Below are 22592 nucleotides of genomic sequence, written 5' to 3' on the forward strand. Positions count from 1 at the left end.
TCGCGTCGACCTTAATCAAGACGCTTCGGTGCGAGTGGATCCACGGCTTCATCGCCGACTTCTTCAACACTATCGGTCATGTGCGTAAATTCGGCCGAGGCCGAACGAGCTTCCGCTAGGGGTCGGCACCGGTACTCCGCTTAGGGTACCAAGCGCTAGACTTTCACGACTAGCGAACGCTTCAACCGGCTCCAGCGCAGATTAGAAGGTAACGCGGCCGAGCACGCGCAGGCCGTCGCCTTGCGGCTCGACGATCACGGCTTCGCCTTCGCGCGGCGAGATGCCGGTGAGCGCCATGATGTTCTCCAGATGGGTGACCATGACGACATTGTCGGAGCCGGAATAGGCGCTGATCTCGTTCATGATCGCCTCGAGCTGGGCGGCTTTCTCGCTCGCGTCGGTCTTCAGCAGGTCAAGCGGAGCGAAGGGTTCGGGCTCTTCTCTGAAAGCGGTGCGAGCCGTGTCGAGGGCGCGGCAATAGCGGCTGGACAGCACGCGCTCGACCGGCGCCGCGCGGGCGTCGAAAAGCGCGCCGATCTTGCGTGCCTGCTGCTTGCCGCGCACCGAGAGATTGACCTGGGTGGCGCATTTCTCGATGTCGAAATTCGCCGGATCGGTAGTGCCGGTGACCATGGCATGGCGAAGCAGCACGACATGTCCGCCGTCGCGCAACAGCGCCCAGCCGGCTTCGGTCGCGTGGGCCGCGGCGGGAATGACGAGCAGCAATAGAGCCAGCACAGATCGAAGCATCAGGCGTCCTTTTCCGGTCACCGGAGGTGGCTTCCGGTGACCGCATATAGGGACGGCAAAGCCGGCTGAAAAACAAGGCGGCACCGATCCCGGCTGTTTGCGAGAACGGACTGCTTTGCAAGGCGGGGCGGTTGCGCTCAAATCCCGGCTCGCCTATCAGGGGAAAAATGTCCCCACTCATCGAAACCGTCCTTTTTGTCTTCGGCCTTGTCGCGCTCGGCTATCTGGCCGGGCTCACCGGCTATCTGAAGGCCGAGGCGGGTGGGGCCATCGCCGAATTCGCCGTCGGGGTGGCGATGCCGCTGCTTCTGTTCCGCACCATGGTCAACGCCGATTTCCATGGCACCGCGCCCTGGTTGTTCTGGGGAGCCTATTTTTCGGCTGCCGCAGTGACGTGGGCCGCAGGCCACCTGGTCATCACCCGGGTGTTCGGGCGCGACGCGCGTGCCGGGGTCGTCGGCGGCGTGTCGTCGGCTTTTTCCAACCTCGTTCTGCTCGGCATCCCGTTCTTCCTCGGCACATTCGGGCCAAGTGGATTCGAAGTGCTGTCGCTGCTGATTTCCGTGCATCTGCCGACGATGATCATGGCATCGATCATCCTGTTTGAGATATTTGGCCGCGGCGACGAGCATATGCATCCGCTGCGCATCATCCGGCGCTTCTTTCGAAAGTTGCTCTCCAATCCGCTGATCATCGGCATCCTGGCCGGATGGGCATGGCGTATCACCGGCCTGCCTTTGCCCGCGCTAGCTGTCCGGCTGGTCGACGCGCTGGCCAACATCGCCGGGCCGGTCGCGCTGTTTGCCATGGGGCTGGGCCTGTGCCGTTTCGGCATCTCCGGCAATGTGCGGCCGGCGCTGGCGCTGTCGGCGCTGAAGCTGATGCTGATGCCGGCCGTCGCGCTCGGCCTGGTCTGGCTGCTTGGCCTGCCGCCGCTGTCGGCGAAAGTCGCGGTCGTGGCCGCCGCGCTGCCATCCGGGGTGAATTCCTACCTGATTGCGACGCAGTTCAACACCGGCCAGGCGCTGGCATCGAACCAGATGACCATCGCCACCGCCTGCGCGGTCGTCACCACGGCCTTTTGGCTGACGGTGGTTGTCCACGTGTTTGGATAGGTGTGATCGATATTGATGCCTGCGAAGGGCGGTTTCCTGGTACTTCCGGTACTCATATACCCAAACGTTACGCTCCGTTCCGGTTCTCGGGAGCCACCGGTCCGGTCGTTTCCCACACACCCTCAAGCAACAACGGGAGCGCAAATCGGCCTCGCCTTGTGCTGGCCCAAACCCTATATGCCATCTTGCGATTGATTGCGGGGCTTGCCCTAGGTAAAGAGCAGTGGCTCCAGGCGTGCTGGCATCGATGCCAGTGCGCACGCCCGTCAAGGAAATCCAGATAGCGGCCCGTCAGCGCGCCGAACGGAGGCTAGACCATGCTTCAGAAAACCAGCCATTTCATGCGCCAGGCCAATCTCATCAACGGCGAATGGGTGCAGGCCGACAGCGGCCAGTCGGTCGACGTCAACAATCCGGCCACCGGCCTCAAGATCGGCACCGTGCCGAAGTCGGGCAAGGTCGAGACGCGCCGCGCCATCGAAGCTGCCGACGCCGCCTTCCAGACATGGCGCAAGACGACCGCGCTCGAGCGCTCGAAGCTGTTGCGCAAGCTGCATGACGCCATGATGGACAACCAGGACGTGCTGGCCGAGCTGCTGACCATCGAGCAGGGCAAGTCGCTGTTCGAATCGAAGGGCGAGATCGGTTCTGCAGCCTCCTATATCTTGTGGTTCGCCGAAGAGGGCCGCCGCACCTATGGCGATGTCGTGCCGTCGCCCTGGGCGGACCGCCGCATCCTGGTGACCAAGGAGCCGGTCGGCGTCATCGCCGCCATCACGCCGTGGAATTTCCCGTCCTCGATGCTGGCTCGCAAGCTCGGCCCGGCACTTGCCGCCGGCTGCACCGCGGTGGTCAAACCGGCGTCGCAGACGCCTTATTCCGGCCTTGCCTGGGGCGCGCTCGCCGAGGAAGTCGGCTTCCCCAATGGTGTCATCAACATCCTGACCGGCGCCGCCGGTGAGATCGGCGACGAGATCTGCGCCAACCCGCTGGTCAAGAAGATCACCTTCACCGGCTCGACCGAGGTCGGCAAGATCCTGATCCAGAAGTCGTCCGTCACCGTCAAGAAGGTGTCGATGGAACTCGGCGGCAACGCGCCGTTCCTGGTCTTCGACGACGCCGATATCGAGCGCGCCGTCGCCGGCGCGATCACCGCCAAATACCGCAATTCCGGCCAGACCTGCGTCTGCACCAACCGCTTCCTGGTCCAGGCTGGCGTCTACGACAAGTTCGTCGAAAAGCTCGCCGCCGCCAGCGACGGGCTGAAGGTCGGTTCCGGCCTCGATGACGGCGTGCAGCAGGGGCCGCTGATCGACGAGAAGGCGGTCGAGAAGGTCGAGGAACTGATCGCCGACGCCACCGCCAAGGGCGGCAAGATCGTCGCCGGTGGCAAGCGCCATGCGCTCGGCGGCTCGTTCTTCCAGCCGACGGTGATCGCCGACGCGACACCGAAGATGCGCTTCATGAAGGAAGAGATCTTTGGCCCGGTAGCGCCCGTGTTCAAGTTCGAAACCGAGGAGGAGGCGATCGCACTCGCCAACGATACCGAGTTCGGCCTCGCCTGCTATTTCTACACCGGCGATCTCGGCCGCGCCTTCCGGGTCATGGAAGGGCTGAAATACGGCATGGTCGGCGTCAATGAAGGGCTGATCACCACGCCCGAGGCGCCGTTCGGCGGCGTCAAGGAATCGGGTCTCGGCAAGGAAGGCGGACATCAGGGCATCGAGGATTATCTCGACACCAAATATGTCTGCATCGGCGGCCTCGGCCTCTGATCGGGCAGGGCCTGTTGACTGCCAATGGACCCAGGCCGGCCTCAGAGGCCAGGCGCGGATCGATCAACCAACCGGCGTTTCGGGCATGGCGATGAAGGACGGCGAGGTTTTCGGTACGACGCAGGCGGGCGAGGCTATCCGCCGCTTCAGCATCCGCGGCGGCGGCCTCACCGCCAACATCATCGGGCTGGGCGCCATCATCCAGGATCTGCGCCTGGCCGGCCACGATGCGCCGCTGGTGCTCGGCTATGACAGTCTTGAGCCCTATGAAACGGATACCGCCTTCTTCGGCGCCGTCGTCGGACGCTATGCCAACCGTATCCGCGATGGCCGCTTCACCATCGCCGGCCAGCGCTACCAGACCGAGCGCAACTTCCTCGACAAGCACACGCTGCATGGCGGCTCGCACGGTTTTTCGCACCGGCCATGGGAGGTTTCGCTGCATGGCAGGGATTTTGTCACGCTGACGCTGCATGATCCCGACGGCACGATGGGCTTTTCCGGCGCGCTCGACGTGACCTGCACCTACAGGTTGAAGATCCCAGGCACGCTCAGCGTCGAGCTGACCGCCACCTGCGAGGAGCCGACGCTGTGCAATCTCACCCAGCATTCCTATTTCAACCTGGATGACGGCGGCGCCGGCGATGTCCTCGATCATCGGCTGATGCTGAACGCCGGCGCCTATCTTCCGGTCGATGGCGACCTGATCCCGACCGGCGTCGTGAAGCCGGTCGACGGCACGCCGTTCGATTTCCGTCAGGCGCGGCCGCTGCGCATGGAGAGCGAGGGCAAGCAGCTCCCCTACGACCAGAATTTCTGCCTTGCCTCGACGCGCGGGCCGCACAAGCTGGCGTCATGGGCGCAAGGCGCGAATTCCGGCGTCGAGATGGAGCTGTGGACCACGGAACCGGGCGTCCAGCTCTATACCGGCCAGTATCTGGCCCCAGCTTCGCCGGGGCTCGGGAGAGTTCGTTACGAGGCTTATTCGGGCTTCTGCCTGGAGCCGCAGGTCTGGCCGGATGCGCCGAACCGGCCGTATTTCCCGCAGGCCACGCTATGGCCGGGCCAGATCTACCATCATGTGACGGAATACCGGTTCCGGCTGCCTGGCGCCTGAGGCCTGACGCTCGGAAGCCGGTACCGGCCTTTTGCTGTGCCGACCTTCGGTCCGGAAAGGATCATGCGCAAAGTTCAAAGGGCGTCCTTTGCAGTTCCATTAGACGCGCGACGCTCCCGGATCGGAACCCAATCCACGCTCGCGGAAAAGGACTGTCGGCGCTGACGGGATTGGCGTAAGCTACGGCCTTTGGGGTGCATCCATGCACCGTATCATCACCGTAGCTATTGTCGCGCTTGCGGCCGCCGCGCTTAGCTGTCCTGCGCGGGCGGAGGTGCTGATCGGGGTCGCAGGCCCGATGACCGGAAAGCTCGAATGGACTGGCACGCAATTGAAGCGCGGCGCAGAGGTGGCTGTGGCCGACATCAATGCGGCGGGCGGTGTCCTCGGCGAGCAAGTGCGGCTCATCACGGTCGACGACTTCTGCGATCCCAAGCAAGCGGTGGCTGCTGCCCAAAAATTGGTGGCTGACGGTGTAGTGTTCGTCGTCGGGCACTACTGCTCTGGAGCCTCGATTCCGGCATCGGAGGTGTACGAGGCGGCGGGAATTCTGCAGATTTCGCCGTCCTCGACCAATCCGATATTGACCGACCAAGGCCGCGCCAACGTTTTCCGGGTCTGCAGTCGCGACGATGCGCAAGGCTTCGAAGCCGGCAACTTCTTGGCCGATCATTGGGGCGGCAAGAAGATCGCAATCCTCCACGACAACACGACCTACGGAAAAGGTCTCGCCGATGAAACCAGGAAGCAGGTGAACAAGCGCGGCACGACCGAAACGATTTTCGAAGCGTACGCTCCCGGGAAAGACGATTACTCGGCCGAGATCGCCGCGCTGCAGGCGGCGGATATCGCCGTGCTCTATCTGGGCGGGTACCATACCGAGGCCGCGCTCATGGTTCGCGCGGCGCGCGACCGGGGCTACCCGGTTCAGCTGATCTCGGGCGATGATACGGCGACCGAGGCATTCGGGCTCATTGCCGGCCCTGCCGCCGAGGGCACGCTCTTCACCTTTGTCCCAGACCCGCGTCGAAACGCCGAAGCGGCCAAAGTCGTCGAACGATTCCGAGCCGAGAACTTCGAACCCGATTCCTGGACGCTGCATAGTTACGGCGCCGCCCAGACCTGGGCGCAGGCGGTCGAGAAGGCAGGCTCACTAGAACTCCAAGCCGTGATTGCGTCACTGCGCGGCAATCAATTTGACACTGTGTTGGGCCGAATGGACTTCGATAATAAGGGCGACCTCACTGTTCAGAGTTGGGTATGGTATGTCTGGAAGGGTGGCGAATACGTGCCGTTGGAGTAATGGACCACCGATCCGGCGAATCGCCTTGAGCCAATCTGTGCAGACCCTATTGGCCGCGCCAGCTGAATCAATGCGTCGCCGCGATGCTTAAGCGTCTCGGCATACGCGGCCGTTTGTTGCTCGCTTTTTTCGGTATCAGCACCTTCGCGGTGCTCGCGACAACAGCCGCTCTTTATGCCTTCCTCGAGGTGGGGGAGGTCGTCAACCACATCACCAAGGAGCGTGTGCCGTCGGCGCTCGCGTCCCTCCAGCTGTCGCGCCAGGCCGAGCGGGTCGCCGCCACTGCGCCCGCCGCACTTGCTTCGACCAGCAAGGCTCAGCATAACGAGGTCTCGACTGCGATCGCGGCAGAGATGACGCGCCTCGAGGAACTGCTTGCCGCTCTCAAAGGCGCCAAGCCTAGCACGGCGGTAGTGGGTGAGATCGAGGCTGCGGTGCTTAGTCTGCGGCGCAATCTCAACGCCCTCGACGACCTTGTCGCCGCCCGCCTCACCGTGGTGGCGCGCAAAGAGGAACTGTTACGTCGCCTGTCGGCTACGACAAATGCAAGCCAGCGCCTTGTGGCGCCCGGCATGCTCGTGATGAATTCCAAACTCCAGCAATGGCGGGCGGTCACGGCCGACACGCCGCTCGCGTCCGATCGAGGCGCGGAGGCGACGGCCGACCTGGTCCAGTCGATAGCGGCCTACATCCCGCAGCAGAAGGCGCAGCAGGAGATCTCGGCGGTCAATGACGCGCTGGTCAACACGGCGGACGCGCCGACGCCAGGCGATCTGGCGTTGATCCTGTTTCCGCTGCGCCGGTCACTCGCCGTTCTGGACACGATTTCTAACGAGATCGACGATAGGCTACGAACCCGTTTCCAGCAGCGGGTCAACGAGTTCAAGGCACTGATCGACGGTGGAAACAGCATCCCGAAGGCGCGGCAGGACGAGTTCGCCGTCCTGGCGCAGGGCGAAGAGCTTCTGGCCGAAAACAATCAGCTGTCGCGCAGTCTTACCGTTGCCGTCGATCGCCTGGTCGCCGCGGCAGACCGCGAGATCACCGCATCCGGTCTCGAAGCCGCGGTCGTCCAGCGCTACGGGACCGGAGTTGTCCTTGGCTCCGCCTTTCTCAGCCTCTTGAGTTCCATTCTGGTTGTTTGGCTCTATGTCGACCGCAGCCTCCTCGCCCGCCTGGGAGGGGTGAGCCAAAGCATGCTCGCAATCGCCGGCGGCAATCTTCGTGCGCCATTGCCTGCCGCGGGCCACGACGAAATCGGCCGCATGGCCGAGGCGCTCAGGCTCTTCCGGGACACTGCAGTCGAGGTCGAGGAAAAGAACCTGCGCGAGGTCGCCGAAGCGCGCCAGCGGCTCATCGATGCCATCGAGAGCATCTCCGAGGGATTCGCTCTCTACGACGGCGAGGACCGGCTCATCCTCAGCAATAGTCGCTACCGCGAACTGCTCTACAGCGACCTTGCGATCGAACTGACGCCCGGCACGACATTCGAGCACATCATTCGCCGATCCGCTGAGCGCGGCTACATCAAGGATGCCGAGGGGCGGTTCGAGGAATGGGTCGCCGAGCGGCTCTCCCGGCACCGCAACCCTGCCGAACCGTGGGTGCAGCGGCGAGGCGACGGGCGGTGGGTCCTGATAAGCGAGCGACGGATCACCGGCGGCGGCACGGTCGCGGTCTACTCGGACATCACCGAGCTGAAGCAACGGGAGGAGAACCTAGCCGAGAAATCCGCGGCCCTCGAGGCACTTTCCAGCAAGCTGGCGAAGTACCTGGCGCCCCAGGTGTACAACTCGATATTCACCGGCCGCCAGGACGTCAGGATCGCCAGCCAGCGGAAGAAGCTGACTATATGCTTCACGGATATCGCCGGCTTTACCGAGACCACCGACAAGATGGAGTCGGAGGACCTGACCCAGCTCCTCAATCACTATCTGACGGAAATGTCGAAAATTGCTTCGGATCATGGCGCGACGATCGACAAGTATGTCGGCGACGCGATTCTGATGTTTTTCGGCGATCCGGAAACGCGCGGCGTCAAGGAGGACGCGCTCGCCGGCGTGCAGATGGCTCTCGCCATGCAGAAGCGGATGAGCGAACTTGCCGAAGTCTGGCGCGACATTGGAATTGAAACACCACTGCGTTGCCGCATCGGCATCCACACCGACTACTGCACTGTCGGCAACTTCGGCAGCGAGGACCGGATGGACTACACGATAATCGGCGGCGCCGTGAATCTCGCCTCACGTCTTGAGCAGGAGGCGCAGCCAGGGACCGTGCTCATTTCTTATGAGACGTTTGCGCAAGTGAAGGACAGGATTGACTGCGACGAGCGGGGGCGCATCCACGTCAAAGGGATCGCCTATCCGGTCGCCACTTATCGCGTCATCGATGTGAAGGCCAATCTTGTCGCTGCCCGTCGCGCCGTTCGAACCGAACTGCCGCATCTCAGACTAGAAGCTGAGCCCGAGCTGATGTCTGCTGACGAGCGTGACGAAGCCGCGACTGCGCTTCGAGACGTGCTCGATCGACTTTGTCACAAGCCTGGGTAGGAGGGATCGTCGCCCCGGCTCTGTGGACAAGACCCCATTCGGAAACACGCAGGACGGCAAAGCCGTCGATCTCTACACGCTCACCAACGACGGAGGCGCGTCCATCAAGTTCATCGCCTATGGCGGTATCATCACGGCGATCAATGTGCCCGACCGCTGGGGCGGGCTCGACAACGTCGTGCTCGGCTTCAAGGAACTCGCCGACTACGAATCCTTGACCCCCTATTTCGGCGCCTTGATCGGGCGCTACGGCAATCGCAGACCGGTGCGCGGAATGAACTGCGACGAGTTTGGAGACAATGTAGCGGTTTTGATGGCCGGAGGTCCGCTTATGGCAGCGCGACAGACGTTCCTGTTTCTGATATCTATTGAGGCTGTGAAAAGTGCCCGTGCAATGACGTGGTTGGTGTGTGTTGATACTTCCTGCGCTTGATCAGCTCTGTTAGGCGTCGGAATGATTTTATCGGAGCGCAAACGGCATGCCGACGGCCTTCTTTATCACCCATCCGGAAGTTTCCGTTGATCCCGCCCTGCCAGTCCCAGCCTGGCGGCTTTCGGATCGCGGCGTCACCCGGATGAGGGCTTTCGCGCGCAATGCGGTGCTGTCGGGCCTGAGGTCCATCTGGTCGAGCTCCGAGGCCAAGGCAATTGAAGCGGCTGGCCTGCTGGCCGCGGGGTTTGGCTTGCCCGTCCAAGTGGATGAGCACCTTGGCGAGAACGATCGCTCCGCAACAGGCTTTCTTCCACCCGCTGATTTCGAACGAGTTGCTGACGCCTTCTTCGCTAGCCCACATGAGAGTGTCCGCGGATGGGAGCGTGCACTCGATGCCCAAGAACGCGTAGTACGGGCCGTGTTTCGCATTCTTGCGACCCATCACGACGGTGACATTGCTTTCATCGCGCACGGCGGCGTTGGCACGCTGCTGCTCTGCAAGCTGCTGGATGCGCCGATTTCGCGCAGTCGGGATCAACCATTCCAAGGACATTTCTTCGCTTTCGACTTGCCAGGTTGCAAGATCATCCACGAATGGCATCCGATCGCCGAGCGTTAACCTCAACTTTTCCCTGCAGAATTGGGCCTTTAGAACAAAGAGCCGGGGAACGAATGGAAGCAGAAACAATGACGGAATTGACTGCGTGAATGGTGACGATAACGATCGGATGCTGTTTGCGACTGCGCTGGCGCGGCGCGGCGGCGAACTCGGCCTGCAATATTTCCGACAACTGGAGACACTCACAATCGAGAGCAAGGGTCATCAGGACCTGGTCTCCGAGGCCGACCGGAATGTCGAGACGTTCATCCGCCGGGAGCTTGCGGCGCAATATCCTGAAGACGGCGTTATCGGAGAGGAACACGCCGCACTCGCCGGCGGATCGGGTTACACATGGGTGATAGATCCAATCGACGGCACTGCCAACTTTCTGTGCGGCATCCCGGCCTGGACCGTCGTCATCGCCTGCGTCAAGGAGGGTGTGGCGGTCGTGGGCGTTATCCATGAACCCTCTACCGGCGAGACGTTTTATGGACGCCGCGGCGGTGGCGCTTTCCTCAACGGCCGGCCCATCAAGACAAGCCCGACGACGAGCCTGACGCAAGGCTCGGTCGGAACCGGCTTCTCCAATCGTCGTGAAGCGCGCACCGTCGCCAAGCTGATCGATCTCCTGCTTCAGGAGGGCGGCGTGTTTTTCCGCAATGCATCCGGTGCGCTTATGCTTGCCTACGTCGCCTCGGGCAGGCTGCTCGCCTATGTCGAGGAGCATATGAATGCTTGGGACTGCCTCGCCGGCATGCTTCTGGTCGAAGAGGCCGGCGGGTCGGTCGTCACGCCCGACCCGAAAACGGTTCTCGAGGAAGGAACACTGGTCATCGCGGGCGGCAAGGGCGTGTTCGACAAGGTCCACGCGCTCTGCAAAGAGGCGTTCAGTCTGTGATCAGCACGGGTCCGCGTTTGAGAAAGCTTATGCTCACCGGCTGCCCCGCTCGAAACTCGGTATCGACATTCGGCGAGACCACGAAGACTTCGCCGAATTGCGTGGCGATTACGAACTCGAGGTGGCTGCCGACATAGGTCACTTTTTCAAGCGTGCCGGGCAAGGCGCCAGGCGCATTCGGCTCGCCAATCTCGAGGCGGCTCGGTCGCGCCGCCAGCTTGGCCGGCCCCGGTTTGCGGCCGCGAGCCGGCAGCTTCAGCACGGCGGGTCCCAGATGCACGGTGGCGCTGTCGCCCTCGACCGACACGACCTCGCATTGGAACATGTTGGCTTCGCCGATGAAGTCGGCCACGAAAGCATTCGCGGGCTGCTCGTAGAGGTCGCGTGGCGTGCCGTCTTGGGCGATCACCGCATTGTTCATGACAATGATGCGATCGGAGACGGCGAGCGCTTCCTCCTGGTCGTGGGTGACATAGACGACGGTCAGGCCGAGTTTCTGCTGAATCTCGCGGATTTCCTCGCGCACGCGCCGGCGGAGCTTGGCATCCAGGTTCGATAAAGGCTCGTCGAAGAGCAGCACCTGCGGCTCCAGGACCAGCGCCCGCGCCACCGCGACACGCTGTTGCTGTCCGCCCGAAAGCTGGCTCGGCAGGCGGTCGCCGAAATTGGAGAGGCCGACCAGTTCAAGCCCGGCTCTGGCCCTCTCGGCCGTCTCCTTCCTGCCGAAGCCGGAAAAGCCCAGGCCGTATTCGACGTTCTGGGTCACGGTCATGTGCGGGAAAAGCGCGTAGGATTGAAACACCATGGAGACATCACGATCAGTAGCCGGCAGCCGGGTGACGTCGGCGCCTCCGATCAGGATCTGGCCGCTCGTTACCATTTCCAGTCCGGCTATCATGCGCAAGGTGGTCGTCTTGCCGCAGCCCGACGGTCCAAGCAGGGTGACCAGCTTCCCGGCCTCGATGAACAGCGAGACGTCGTTGACGGCGGGCGCCTTGCTCCTGCCGTAGATCTTGGTGACATTCCTGAATTCGACTGAGGCGGCATTGCCGCGAATTTCGGCCATTCATCCGCCTCCCGAGATCGCCGGCTGTGGACGCGCTACGACCGCCTGGCTGACATTGGTGCGCGACTGCGCCAGATCGCCGTCGAGACCGCGCCGGCCGATCATGCGGCTGCCAACGGCAAGCTGCATCAGGCCGATCATCGCCAGCATGACGCCGATCAGGACGGCGGAATAAGCGATGGCGACGCCATATTCGTTGTTCTCGACGCGGCCGACGATGTAGCTGGTCGACATGTCATACTGGGCGCTGACTAGGAAGATAATGGCGCTAATGGCGGTCATGGCGCGAACGAAGGAATAGACGAGCGCGGCAAGGATGGCCGGCCGCAGCAGCGGCAACACCACTTTGCGGAAGGTCTGCCAGGAGTTGGCCCCCAGCGTGAGGGAGGACTCGTCAAGGCTGCGGTCGATCTGCGACATCGACGCGACACCGGCGCGAACCCCGACAGGCATGTTGCGGAAGATGAAGGAGAGCACCAGGATGATGCCGGTGCCGGTGAGCTCGATCGGCGGCACATTGAACGCGATCACATAGGACACGCCGATCACAGTGCCGGGGATGGCGAAGGACAGCATCGTCGCGAATTCGAAGGTGTCCTTGCCGGCAAAGTCCTGACGGACCAGCAAATAGGCGGTCAAAAGTCCGATGGCCGCGGTCAGCGGCGCGGAGATCATCGCTATTTCCATGGTCGTCCAGAAAGAACTCCAGGCCGACCCGCGCCAGTGGATGCCGAACTCGTTCCAGCCGATGGAGAACGCCGTCACGTAGTGTTCAAAAGTCAGAGAGAAATCGACGCCCCACAGCTTGACGAAGCTGCCGTAGAAGATCGTCACGTAAATCAGCAAGGTAAAAAGCGTCCAGACGGCGGCCACCGCGAAGACGACGTTGCGCAATCTTGCCGGCAGATGCGGGTGAACGCCGGCGTCGCCTTTGCCGGAGACGGTCGTGTAGGACTTCTTCCCAAGCCAGAATCGCTGCGCGTAGAACGCCCCGAGCGTGAAGAACAGGAGCACGAGGGCGAGGATCGCCGCCTGCGCCTGGTCGTATTGCGCGCCGACGATGGCGAAGAAGATCTCGGTGGACAGCACATCGAAATTGCCGCCGAGCACCAGCGGATTGCCGAAATCAGCCATGCTCTCGATGAAGCCGAGCAGAAAGGCATTGGCCAGACCTGGCCGCATCAACGGCAGGGAGACGGTGATGAATGTCTGCCAGCGATTGGCGCGCAGGGTCTGCGCGGCCTCCTCCATGGATGGGCTCACACCCTCGACCACACCGATCATCACCAGAAAAGCGATCGGCGTGAAAGCGAGCACCTGGGCAATCAGCAGGCCAGGCAGGCCGTAGACCCATCGCGTCGGTTGGACGCCGATCAGCTCGGCGAAACCAAGATTGATGGCGCCCGAGAGGCCGAACAGAAGGATGATGGCGAGGCCGATGACGAAGGGTGGTGTGATGATCGGCAGCACGGTCAGCGCGCGCAACAGCGCGCCGTAGCGAAAGCCGGTACGGGTCACCACCAGGGCAAAGACAAGGCCGAGCGCGGTGGTCGTCACGCCGACGAGCACGGCGAGAAGGAGCGAATTCCAGGCGACGCCGCAGCGCGGGCCGCCGGTGAGGCAGCCGAGGCTCCAGAGCCGGTCGCTGGAGAGTTTCGCGAGAAAGACGGGAAGCGAATAGTCGCCCTCTTGCGTGAGCAGCGCGCTCCCCAGCATTTGACCGATCGGCATGAAGATGAAGATGGCGACAACAGCGACAACGAAGCCGATCGAGCCGGCGACGAATTCGTCGCCTGCCACCGCGCCGCGAGCCGCAAGCCCGAGGGTGAACAGGAACAGGAAAGCGCAGCCTACCAGCAGTGCTCCCCAGCCCATGTCAAACTGGCGGTCATCAAGCTCGCCAAACAGCGAGGTCAGCCATTGCCACTGGAAGCCACGCAGGCCAATCCCGAAGCCTTGAAGCAGGAAATAGGCGCCGCCGGTCGCGCCGACGGCGATCAGCAAATAGCCAAAGAAGGGATCGGACTTGCGCGGCCGCCATAGCAGGAGCGGCGCGAGAAGCAGCGGGCCGATAGGGGCGAGCCAGAGTTTGTCGCCTTGCAGCACAAGGAAAAGCGCCGGCGCTACGTCATCGTCAAGCGGATAGCCGTCCAGCAGCCAGGACAGGGTGAAGAGATTGCTGTCCAACCCGTACCAAGGCAGCAGCGCATAGCCGAGCAAGCCGACCGCCGTCCACAGGACGACGGTCGGGTGAAGCGCGCTCGTGGCAGTGCGGACGCGCATGATCACTGCGGCAGGGTCGAGACCTCCGTATCCCACTTCTGCAGCAGGCGCTTGCGCTCGGCGCTCGATCCATACTTCTTGAAATCATAGTCGATGAGCCTGATGGTCGACAGGTCGGGCGACAATTCGGACGCGGTGGCGTTCTTGTTCGACGGCAACTGGAACGACTTCACGTCCTTGGCCTTCGACTGCATCTCGGCGGTCAGCGCCCAGTCGTAGAACTGCTTCGCCGCTTCCGGGTTGCGGGCGCCCTTGATCAGCGACATCGAGCCGATCTCATAGCCGGTGCCTTCGCAAGGCGCCACCGTGACGATCGGGAAGCCGGCTGCCGTCTGCGCCACCGCATCATGCATGAAAACGATGCCGATGGTGGTTTCGCCGAGACCCGCGGCCTTAATCGGAGCGGAGCCGGACTTGGTGTACTGGTTGATGTTGGCGTGGAGCGCCTTCAGGTACTCAAAACCCTTGTCCTCGCCCATCAGCTGAACCATCGTCGCGAGCATTGTATAGGCGGTGCCCGATGAGTTCGGGTTGGCCATCTGGATGTGGCCCTTGTATTCCGGCTTGGTCAGATCGGCCCAGCATTTCGGCTCCGGCAGGTTGCCCTTGGCCAACAGATCCTTGTTGTAGCCGAAGCCGAGCGCACCGGAGTAGACGCCGATCGTCTTGTTGTTGGCGGCTTCCGCCTGCTTGATCGCCCAGTCGTGCAGTTCGCCGCGCATCGGGGACATATATTCCTCGGTCAGTCCTTCCTCTGCGGCCTGGAGATGAGGATCGCCGGTGCCGCCCCACCAAACGTCGCCCTTTGGGTTTCCGGCCTCGGCGCGCACCTGGGCATATGTCTCGCCTGAGCTCTTGCGGGTCATATCGACAGTGATGCCGGTCTTTTCCTCGAAGCTAGTCTTGATTTGCTGGCACCAGGCCTCGTCGGCGGAGCAATAGAGGGTGAGGCTGTCGGCGTAAGCCGAACTGGCGGCAGAGACGAGCATTACTGCTGTTGCCGCCAGGCGGACACAGGTCTTTTTCATGTGCGAATTTCCTCCCATCGTTTCGCCGTCTAACAAGTATCAAGCATTGCTGCGGCGGCGACCAGATTGGGAGCTTTTGCGCCGATTTGCAAATCGAGTCGGCGGCGGCTGGAACAGCGGATCGTACGCGTGGCGAAGAGGGAAACCGATCAGGCAAGTTGCGGCAGTTCCGTTCCCCTCCAACACGACCAACCGCTTCATCTTGCCGAAAGGCCGGCCGATGAAGGCATGAGCGGAAAGATGGCAGCAGTGACCGAAGCATGGGAAGGGCGGGCCTTGTCGGCGAGAGTCGCAATCGGCGGCTCCATCGGAATAGCGCCACACTTGTTACTCCCACTGGTCGTTTTCCGGTGCCAAACTATTTTAGGCCCAACAACCAGCGATGAGCAGCGAGTGGAGCCCGCGCTTCAGCGATGAGGCGCGGGAATTCGCCCAGATCAGGAGGAAGCCATGACTTCAGCAGCCAAGAGCGAACGGAAAAGCGGACAGACTGCCATGCGCACACCACCGGTGGTGTCGCCGCAGGAGTGGGAAGCGGCCCACGAGCAGCTGCTCGTGAAGGAAAAGGCCCAGACCCGCGCCCGTGACGCGCTGGCCGCCGATCGGCGGCGGATGCCGTGGATGGCGGTGGAGAAGAATTATGCGTTCGAGGGGCCCGACGGGAAGGTGAGCCTGCTCGACCTGTTCGACGGTCGGCGTCAGCTGATCGTCTACCGCGCCTTCTTCGAGCCGGGAGTGTTCGGCTGGCCCGACCATGCCTGCCGCGGCTGCTCCATGGTGGCTGACCAGGTTGCCCACCTCGCCCATCTGAACGCCCGTGACACCACCCTCGTCTTCGTCTCGCGTGCGCCGCAGGCTGATATCGCGCGGCTAAAGGCGCGGATGGGCTGGGAGATACCATGGTTCACGCTCACCGACAGCTTCGACGCCGATTTCGGCGTCGACGAGTGGCACGGCCACAACGTGTTCATCCGCGACGGCGACCGTGTGTTCCGCACCTACTTCATCAACAACCGCGGCGACGAGCAGATGGGCGGCACCTGGAACTATCTCGACATCACGCCGCTGGGCCGGCAGGAGGCCTGGGAGGACTCGCCCGAGGGCTATCCGCAGACCCCGGCCTATAAATGGTGGAACTGGCACGACAGCTACGCCGCGGATCCGGCAGCCGACAAGAAGTGGGCCGAGGTGTCGGCCGCAGGCGAGGCGGCGTTCCGGGAGGCGAGCACGAAGCAATGAGCCAGACCTGATCCGGGCGTCAGACGGGCGGCGATGGTCGATCGGCTAGCCGGATATCCGGGCCCGAGACATCGCCGCTGGACCCTTGCTGAGGAAGCGCGACGACGGCTGGCGGCAACCGCTCCGCCGCCATTCAGGCCGACTTGACGATCGACAATGTCCGTTTGTAGGTGGCCGGTTTCGTGCGGAAATTCGCGGCGGGAGCAGGACGGCCGACGTGAAAGCCCTGGATCTTATCGATGTCGAATTCGCGGATAAGGGCCAACTGCTCGTCGGTTTCCACCCCCTCGATCAGGATTTTATGACCGCGATTTCGCACCAGGGCAATAATGTCCTGCAGCATCGCCTTGCCCCTTGGGGTGCCGCAGTCATGCAGGAACGAGCGGTCGATCTTCACCGTATCGAAATCGATGAGACGAAGCCATGAGAGGCCCGCGAAGCCCGTCCCGAAGTCGTCAAGCCATACCCTGACCCCCAGCAGCTTCAGGTCGCTGATGCAGCGCAGAATGTCGGAGTGCATCTCCATCTCCAGCCCTTCGGTGATTTCGAGGGCCAGCCTGCTGCCGGCGATGCCGGTCTCGCTCAAAATCGTCGCAACCGAAGCTGCGAAGCCGGGCGTCTTGAGCTGAATTGGAGAGACGTTGACGCTGACGACACGGACGTGATCGTCCGCCAGGAGTTCAGTGCACACTGTCCTTATGGCCCAGCGCCCGAGTTCCAGCACCGCGCCGGTTCGTTCCGCAACAGGAATGAACAGGCTCGGCGGAACCGATGTGCCGTCCAGCATTTTGAGGCGCATCAGGGCCTCGACGGCTTCAACCCGGCCAGACGCCACATTCTGGATCGGTTGATAGACGAGTGAAACGAGATCCTGGCCGATCGCGATCTTCAGCAAGGCCGCAATATTCTCGCTCTCGTCGCTGCTCTGGGGATCGTTTGGATCGAACAGCCAGGTACAATTGCGACCGCCTGCTTTTGCCAGATAGAGCGCACGATCGGCCTCGTGGATGATCTTTTCCAGCTTGGCGCCGGTCTGCGGCCTGGTGAAGGCAGCGCCAACGCTCACCGTCACCACCGAGGTGCCGTCCCTGCGCTGCTGGTGGGGAAGCGCGAGGTTCTCCACCGTGCTTCGAATGGCTTCCGCGAGACCTGCAACCTGTTCCCTTTTCTCCATGCGAGCCAGGACAATGAATTCTTCCCCGCCGTAGCGGCCGATTGAGCCATTGTGCTGCTTGATCATCTCGGCAAGGGCATTGGCGACAAGTATCAGGCAGCGGTCGCCTTCCTGATGTCCGTAGTAGTCGTTGAACCTTTTGAAGAAGTCCACGTCGATGAGGATCGCCACAAAAACGCTGCCATGCCTTTGCCAGTCGCTCCAGTAGTCGCGCAGCTTCTCGTCAATCGCCCGCCGGTTCTCCAGACCCGTAAGCGGATCGGTTCTCGACAGACTCAACAGCGCCTGGCCGCGCTCGGTGGCTTCCTTGTGCTGGATTTTGGCTTCGAGGGCGTTCAGGAAGACGTTGTAACGTTCCTCATTCAGCTTCCAGTTTACGTAAGATGTAAATGTGAAGCATGAGATGTAGAAAGTTCCAAAGACCATTTTGTACGTTAATGTGGAAGGCACAAAGTAGTTTACAATATACAATATTACCAGGATTATACTTGAAGTCACAATAGACAGGCTGAATTTAAACGTGAAAAATAGATTGGCGCTCATCATGAAGATGGTGCCGAAGACCATATAGTAAGAGACGCTTTCCTTGTCCGCGCCCAACACCGCTGGGGACAACCAGCCGATATAGCCAAAGATGATGGCCGCAGCGCAAGTCACGTCAATCCATTCCGTGGCGACCCCGCGGCGAAGTTGTGCTTCCAGGGTCAACAGCGCCGTCATTCCGACCGCGAAGCGTGCCATGATCGTATAAAGCGCGACATCCGGTATCAGCAGCAGATCCGTTGCCGAAAACAGCAGATAGATGGCCACGGCGATCCAAAGCCCAGGCCTGGCGTCCATTCTTCGCTTCGCCTGGCCTTCCTCCCGGTAGAGTTTGCGGAGCTCGTCGGAGCGCGGCTCGTAGCGCCGCTCGAGCGGTTCCGCATGGGCCATATCGGCCAATGCGGATGACGCGTATTCGTTCGTCACCCTAAGCCCCATTTGAACGGGGCTTTGCATGCCGAACTCATTTCTAGCTTCTGCCCCCACGCCGGAAAACTCCTCGGGCGCGACAGCGAATTGCGGCGCCTCGCAAGCAATATGCAGTCGCGCAGATAGGTTTGCGTTAACTCGTATCGGGAATCCGACCCGCAAGGCGTCCAAATAATCAGTATGGTTGGCGTGAATTTAACGACACCGCTAAAATGCCAGGGAAGTGTCTTGGCAAAGATAAAATTTTAGGCAATATCTAACTATATCTAGTTAAATGTGATTATGGAGTTCTGCGGTGGCAACAATCCTCGATGGCAAAAGTCTGATTACTGCCGAGATGATCGCCGCCAGTCTCCCTCGAAGCAAGCTCGAGCCTCATAGCGAAGCGTTCGAAACCGCTCGCGTCGAGCTTGCGCTCATTCTCCACATCACGCACCAGCAGATCGAGCAGCAGAAGGACCCCGCGGAGATCATTCGCCGTCTGATGGCGCATCTCGAAGCAATGCGTACCAAGGTTCATCCGGACGTTTGGCAAGCATTGATGCCGGTGGTGCGGGACCACCCGGTCCTGGAGTACTTTCTTGAGGATCCGCTCACGCGATGGTCCCACGACAAGCCCAGAGGCTATTCCGGCGACGCGCAGTTGCTCGACTACATCTATTGTGATCCGCACGTGGCGGAGAGCGTGGCAAACGCCTCGGAGGTCGGCAAGGCGCTCTACAGGCATACCAAGGATGTGCCGTCGTGCGTCGCGGCACGCGAACGACGCGATCTTTTGACTCGATATGTCGATGAGATTGCGACCAGGAATGGACCGCAAGCCGAGGTCCTGGCGATTGCGGCCGGCCATTTGAGGGAGGCCAATCGCTCGGCCGCCTTGCAGGAGGGCCGTCTCAAGCGCTGGGTTGCGCTCGATCAGGATCCTCAGAGCGTTGGATTGATCACGCGCGACTTTCAGGGCACTGCGGTAGAGGCGATCGACGGCTCGGTGCGAACCATGCTCACGAGGGGCCACAAGCTTGGCAAGTTCGACTTCATCTATGCCTCCGGCCTTTACGACTACCTTGCGCACAACGTCGCCGTGAAGCTCACGAAAACCTGCCTGCAGATGTTGAAGCCGAACGGGACATTCCTCTTCGCGAACTACGCAGAGGGCAATCCTGACGCCGGCTACCGGGAGACGTTCATGAACTGGGTGTTGCTGCTGCGGTCCGAGGCCGATATGTGGAACATCATCAATGCCAGCGTCGACCGAAACACCGTCGAGGCGCAGGTGTTCTTTGGCGAGAACCGCAACGTCCTCTACGGCGTCATCGAAAAGCGCGGATAGCGACCGCCTTGGGCTGCAAGCTTGTCGGCGGTTGGCGGCAGCCAGTCTGATTGCGTTTAATCTTCGAACGCTGTCCTTAACGTCTCGAATGGCGCCAGCGCGCCGCGCACCTGGACGACGGCCGCGGCGACGCGATGCGCGCGCGGCACCGCCTCGGTCGGGAAATGGCCGGCAAGCCGGGCGGCGAGATAGGCGCCATTGAAGGAATCGCCGGCGCCGGTGGTGTCGACCGGGGCGGCGACATGCATGGCCGGAACGGGTTGCAGGATCCCGTTTGCGGCGATCAGCGCCGGCTCCTCGCCGTTTTTGACGACGACTTCGCCGACCAGCCTTCCCAGCCGTTCCGCGGTTTTTTGCGGCGCTGCGTCGCCGAACAGCATCTGCTCGTCGGGAAAGGTCGGCAGCGCGATGTCGGTGACTGCCAGCGCATCGAGGATCGCGGTCTGTGCTTCCTCGCGCCGGCGCCACAGCCGCGGCCGATAATTGGGATCGAAGGCGACAAGCGAGCCGGCGGTGCGCGCCTGGGCCACCGCCGCCAAAAGTGTCTTGCGCGCGGCGTCGTCCAGAATTGCCAAAGTGATTCCGGAAAAGTAAACAAGCGCCTGATTTTTAAGGCTTTTCTCCAATGCAGCCGCGTCGGAGGCAAGCTGCCTCGCGGCTGCATCGCCACGCCAGTAGGTGAAGGAGCGTTCGGCGCCGGTCAGCGTGATTGCATAGAGGCCAGGCCGTGCGCCTGGTATAATCGGGCTGGCGCCGATGCCGATGCCGTTTTGCGCGAAGAAATCGATCTGGTCGCGGGAGAACGGGTCGTCGCCGAAGGCCGACACATAGGTTGCCGGCCGGTCGCCGCTCAGCGCATGCAACGCCCACAGCGTATTGAACGTGTCGCCGGCAAAGCCCATGCGCCAGTTCGGCCCGGCCTGGCCTGAAAGCTCGAGCATGCATTCACCGATCGAGGCGACGCCGTTTCCTGCCATGTATCTCTCTCCAGGTGCATGTCGCCCACAGCTTGCGCAGCGGTTTTGGGATAACGACATGCACAAACCAAGATCCGGTGCTGTAGCTTTTTGCGGGCGCCAGCGCCATGCTTGGCGGCAGCGGATTTTTGCGTCGGCGGGGTTTTCCCAGCGGCGCGGCGGGACGCGATCTGCTCAGTGAGACGTTATTTCTGGAAGAGGAACCGGTTTGGCATCGTTATGGCGCTACGTTCTGGCAGGTGTTGGTCTGGCCGCCTTGCTGGCCGGTATTCTCGCCGCCGTCTATCTGACCGCGCCGCAAGCGCCTCGGCTCGCCGGCTCCGAGATTGCCCGTTCGAAAGAGACGGCGAACGGCCTGTTTGTAGCCAGTTTCGAGCCGGAGCGGGGTGTTGTCCGTCAAGGCGAGCTGCAATCCTGGCTGCTGACCCTGAAGACAAATGCGGGCACCCCGGTGGAGGGCGCTGCGATCTCGATATCCGGCGGCATGCCGCAGCACAGGCACGGTCTGCCGACCAGCCCGCATGCGACCGATTATCTGGGCGATGGCCGCTATCGCATCGGCGGGGTGAAATTCACAATGAGCGGACTGTGGCAACTGCATTTTGCCATTTCCGCGGCGGCCGGATCCGACACGGTGGTCTTCAATGTGCTGCTCTGAGCGCTGGAGCAAGATGATCCGCTTTCCGCGACTTTTCGCGCTGCTGGCGATGGCTGTGCTTGCCGGCTGCGGCAAGCCTGAGTTTTCCGATGCCGAAAGGAAGACCATCGCCTCGCTGGCGCTGTCAGCCCTGCCGCCGCTAGAAGCCGACACCACCAATCGCTTCGCCGACGTGCCGGCTGCCGCCGCGCTCGGCGCGACGCTGTTTTTCGACGCCGGGATGAGCGGCGACGGCAAGGTTTCCTGTGCGACCTGCCACAAGATCGACCGGCAGTTCCAGGACGATCTGCCGCGAGCGGTCGGTGTCGGCCGCACCAACCGGCGCACCATGCCGCTGGCCGGCGTTGCGCATGACGCATGGTTCTTCTGGGACGGGCGGCGCGACAGTCTCTGGGCGCAGGCGCTGGCGCCGCTGGAAAATCCGCTGGAGCAGGCCGGCAACCGCGCCGCCTACGCGCATTACATCAAGGCGCGATTCGGCGAGCGCTACGAGCGCATCTTCGGGCCGCTGCCCGACCTTTCAAATGTGCCGGCCAATGCCAGTCCGCTCGGCAGCGATGCCGAGAAGGCTGCCTGGAATGCCATGTCCGGTGCGCAAGCCGAGGACGTCAACCGCGTCTTCGCCAATATCGGCAAGGCGATCGCCGCCTTCGAGCGATCGATCTCGCCACCGCAGACGCGCTTCGACCGGTTCGCTGCCGCTTTGGATACCGGTATACAGGCGCCGCAAGGCGACGATGCCTTGTCGCCCGAAGAAATCCTCGGGCTAAAGCTGTTCATCGGCAAGGCCAATTGCGTGACCTGCCATAACGGGCCGCGTTTTACGGACGGCGGTTTTCACAATACCGGCGTGCCGTCGGTGGCGAACCTGCCGCCGGATCGCGGCCGCATAGATGCGGTACGCCAAGTCGAGGCCGATCCGTTCAACTGTTTCGGCGTGTTTCGCGATGGCGACGCCAGCGCCTGCGGCGAACTGCGCTTCATGGTCAAGGCCGGGCCGGGACTCGTCCGCGCGTACAAGACGCCGTCGCTGCGCGCCGCCGCCACCCGTGCGCCCTACATGCATGCCGGGCAGTTTTCCTCGCTCGAGGAGGTTGTGGCGCATTATTCGAAGGCGCCTGCCAGTGTCGAGGGTTTATCCGAGATCCACCCGCTGCAGCTTTCGGACCGCGAGCGCGCGGCGCTGGTGGCGTTCTTGAAGACGCTGGCGGAGTGAGGGACCAGCTGCTCGGTAGCGATCCTTCGCGCCCCCCTCTGTCCTGCCGGACATCTCCCCCACTTGGGGGGAGATCGGCGGCTTCGGCGACAGTGCCCCTTTTCT

At 62.3% G+C, this 22592-nt stretch carries 18 protein-coding genes; 12 read left to right on the forward strand and 6 right to left on the reverse strand.

What is annotated here, in order from left to right; translation table 11 throughout:
- Window positions 1-201: 201 nt before the first annotated feature.
- Window positions 202-750: a histidine phosphatase family protein gene (locus AC0L15_RS31740; RefSeq protein WP_023802971.1), complete on the reverse strand. Its 549-nt coding sequence runs from the start codon at window positions 748-750 to the stop codon at window positions 202-204.
- 167 nt (window positions 751-917) lie between these two features.
- Here AC0L15_RS31740 and AC0L15_RS31745 point away from each other — a divergent pair, with 167 nt between their 5' ends.
- From AC0L15_RS31745 to AC0L15_RS31780, 8 genes are all read left to right on the forward strand, one after another.
- Window positions 918-1865 carry an AEC family transporter gene (locus tag AC0L15_RS31745; protein ID WP_287247241.1) on the forward strand — a complete coding sequence of 316 codons (948 nt, stop codon included), beginning with the start codon at window positions 918-920 and terminating at the stop codon, window positions 1863-1865.
- Between the two features lie 317 nt (window positions 1866-2182).
- Window positions 2183-3640, forward strand: a complete 1458-nt coding sequence (locus AC0L15_RS31750) for an NAD-dependent succinate-semialdehyde dehydrogenase (protein WP_287247240.1) — start codon at window positions 2183-2185, stop codon at window positions 3638-3640.
- Window positions 3641-3725: 85 nt separating this feature from the next.
- Entirely contained in the window at window positions 3726-4757 is a 1032-nt protein-coding gene (locus AC0L15_RS31755; protein WP_287247239.1) for an aldose epimerase family protein, read from the forward strand.
- A 202-nt stretch (window positions 4758-4959) separates the two neighbouring features.
- Complete coding sequence (locus tag AC0L15_RS31760; protein ID WP_287247238.1) at window positions 4960-6060, forward strand: branched-chain amino acid ABC transporter substrate-binding protein; 1101 nt, start codon at window positions 4960-4962, stop codon at window positions 6058-6060.
- A gap of 83 nt (window positions 6061-6143) precedes the next feature.
- The gene (locus AC0L15_RS31765) at window positions 6144-8612 is read left to right on the forward strand and encodes an adenylate/guanylate cyclase domain-containing protein (RefSeq protein WP_287247237.1); all 2469 of its coding nucleotides are present in this window, start codon (window positions 6144-6146) and stop codon (window positions 8610-8612) included.
- A gap of 22 nt (window positions 8613-8634) precedes the next feature.
- Window positions 8635-9045, forward strand: a complete 411-nt coding sequence (locus AC0L15_RS31770; protein WP_287247236.1) for an aldose epimerase family protein — start codon at window positions 8635-8637, stop codon at window positions 9043-9045.
- Window positions 9046-9091: 46 nt separating this feature from the next.
- A complete protein-coding gene (locus AC0L15_RS31775; protein ID WP_473498228.1) occupies window positions 9092-9664 on the forward strand; it encodes a histidine phosphatase family protein in 573 nt (190 codons plus the stop codon).
- Window positions 9665-9773: 109 nt separating this feature from the next.
- Window positions 9774-10544 (forward strand): inositol monophosphatase family protein, encoded by a 771-nt coding sequence (locus tag AC0L15_RS31780; RefSeq protein ID WP_473498234.1) that lies wholly within the window; start codon window positions 9774-9776, stop codon window positions 10542-10544.
- Here AC0L15_RS31780 and AC0L15_RS31785 read toward each other — a convergent pair.
- Genes AC0L15_RS31785 through AC0L15_RS31795 form a run of 3 tightly spaced genes read right to left on the reverse strand, consistent with a single transcriptional unit; the run spans window position 10534 to window position 14921 of the window.
- Complete coding sequence (locus AC0L15_RS31785; protein ID WP_287247234.1) at window positions 10534-11610, reverse strand: ABC transporter ATP-binding protein; 1077 nt, start codon at window positions 11608-11610, stop codon at window positions 10534-10536. The genes AC0L15_RS31780 and AC0L15_RS31785 overlap by 11 nt on opposite strands.
- Window positions 11611-13893 (reverse strand): ABC transporter permease, encoded by a 2283-nt coding sequence (locus tag AC0L15_RS31790; RefSeq protein ID WP_287247233.1) that lies wholly within the window; start codon window positions 13891-13893, stop codon window positions 11611-11613. It lies immediately after the preceding gene.
- Between the two features lie 2 nt (window positions 13894-13895).
- Complete coding sequence (locus AC0L15_RS31795; protein ID WP_287285500.1) at window positions 13896-14921, reverse strand: ABC transporter substrate-binding protein; 1026 nt, start codon at window positions 14919-14921, stop codon at window positions 13896-13898.
- A 450-nt stretch (window positions 14922-15371) separates the two neighbouring features.
- Here AC0L15_RS31795 and AC0L15_RS31800 point away from each other — a divergent pair, with 450 nt between their 5' ends.
- Window positions 15372-16160 carry a DUF899 domain-containing protein gene (locus AC0L15_RS31800; protein ID WP_287247231.1) on the forward strand — a complete coding sequence of 263 codons (789 nt, stop codon included), beginning with the start codon at window positions 15372-15374 and terminating at the stop codon, window positions 16158-16160.
- Window positions 16161-16293: 133 nt separating this feature from the next.
- Here the strand turns inward: AC0L15_RS31800 and AC0L15_RS31805 are convergent, their stop codons facing one another.
- Complete coding sequence (locus tag AC0L15_RS31805; RefSeq protein ID WP_287247411.1) at window positions 16294-18267, reverse strand: putative bifunctional diguanylate cyclase/phosphodiesterase; 1974 nt, start codon at window positions 18265-18267, stop codon at window positions 16294-16296.
- Window positions 18268-18601: 334 nt separating this feature from the next.
- Here AC0L15_RS31805 and AC0L15_RS31810 point away from each other — a divergent pair, with 334 nt between their 5' ends.
- Window positions 18602-19636, forward strand: a complete 1035-nt coding sequence (locus tag AC0L15_RS31810) for a class I SAM-dependent methyltransferase (RefSeq protein ID WP_027156140.1) — start codon at window positions 18602-18604, stop codon at window positions 19634-19636.
- 56 nt (window positions 19637-19692) lie between these two features.
- Here AC0L15_RS31810 and AC0L15_RS31815 read toward each other — a convergent pair whose 3' ends face one another.
- A complete protein-coding gene (locus AC0L15_RS31815) occupies window positions 19693-20613 on the reverse strand; it encodes a sugar kinase (RefSeq protein WP_287247230.1) in 921 nt (306 codons plus the stop codon).
- 208 nt (window positions 20614-20821) lie between these two features.
- Here AC0L15_RS31815 and AC0L15_RS31820 point away from each other — a divergent pair, with 208 nt between their 5' ends.
- Together AC0L15_RS31820 and AC0L15_RS31825 are read left to right on the forward strand one after the other, a co-directional pair.
- A complete protein-coding gene (locus AC0L15_RS31820; RefSeq protein WP_287247229.1) occupies window positions 20822-21271 on the forward strand; it encodes a FixH family protein in 450 nt (149 codons plus the stop codon).
- A 13-nt stretch (window positions 21272-21284) separates the two neighbouring features.
- Window positions 21285-22487, forward strand: coding sequence for a cytochrome-c peroxidase (locus AC0L15_RS31825; protein ID WP_473498232.1), 1203 nt, complete (start codon window positions 21285-21287; stop codon window positions 22485-22487).
- Window positions 22488-22592 lie beyond the last annotated feature (105 nt).

The sequence above is a fragment of the Mesorhizobium sp. WSM4846 genome, assembly GCF_055811415.1.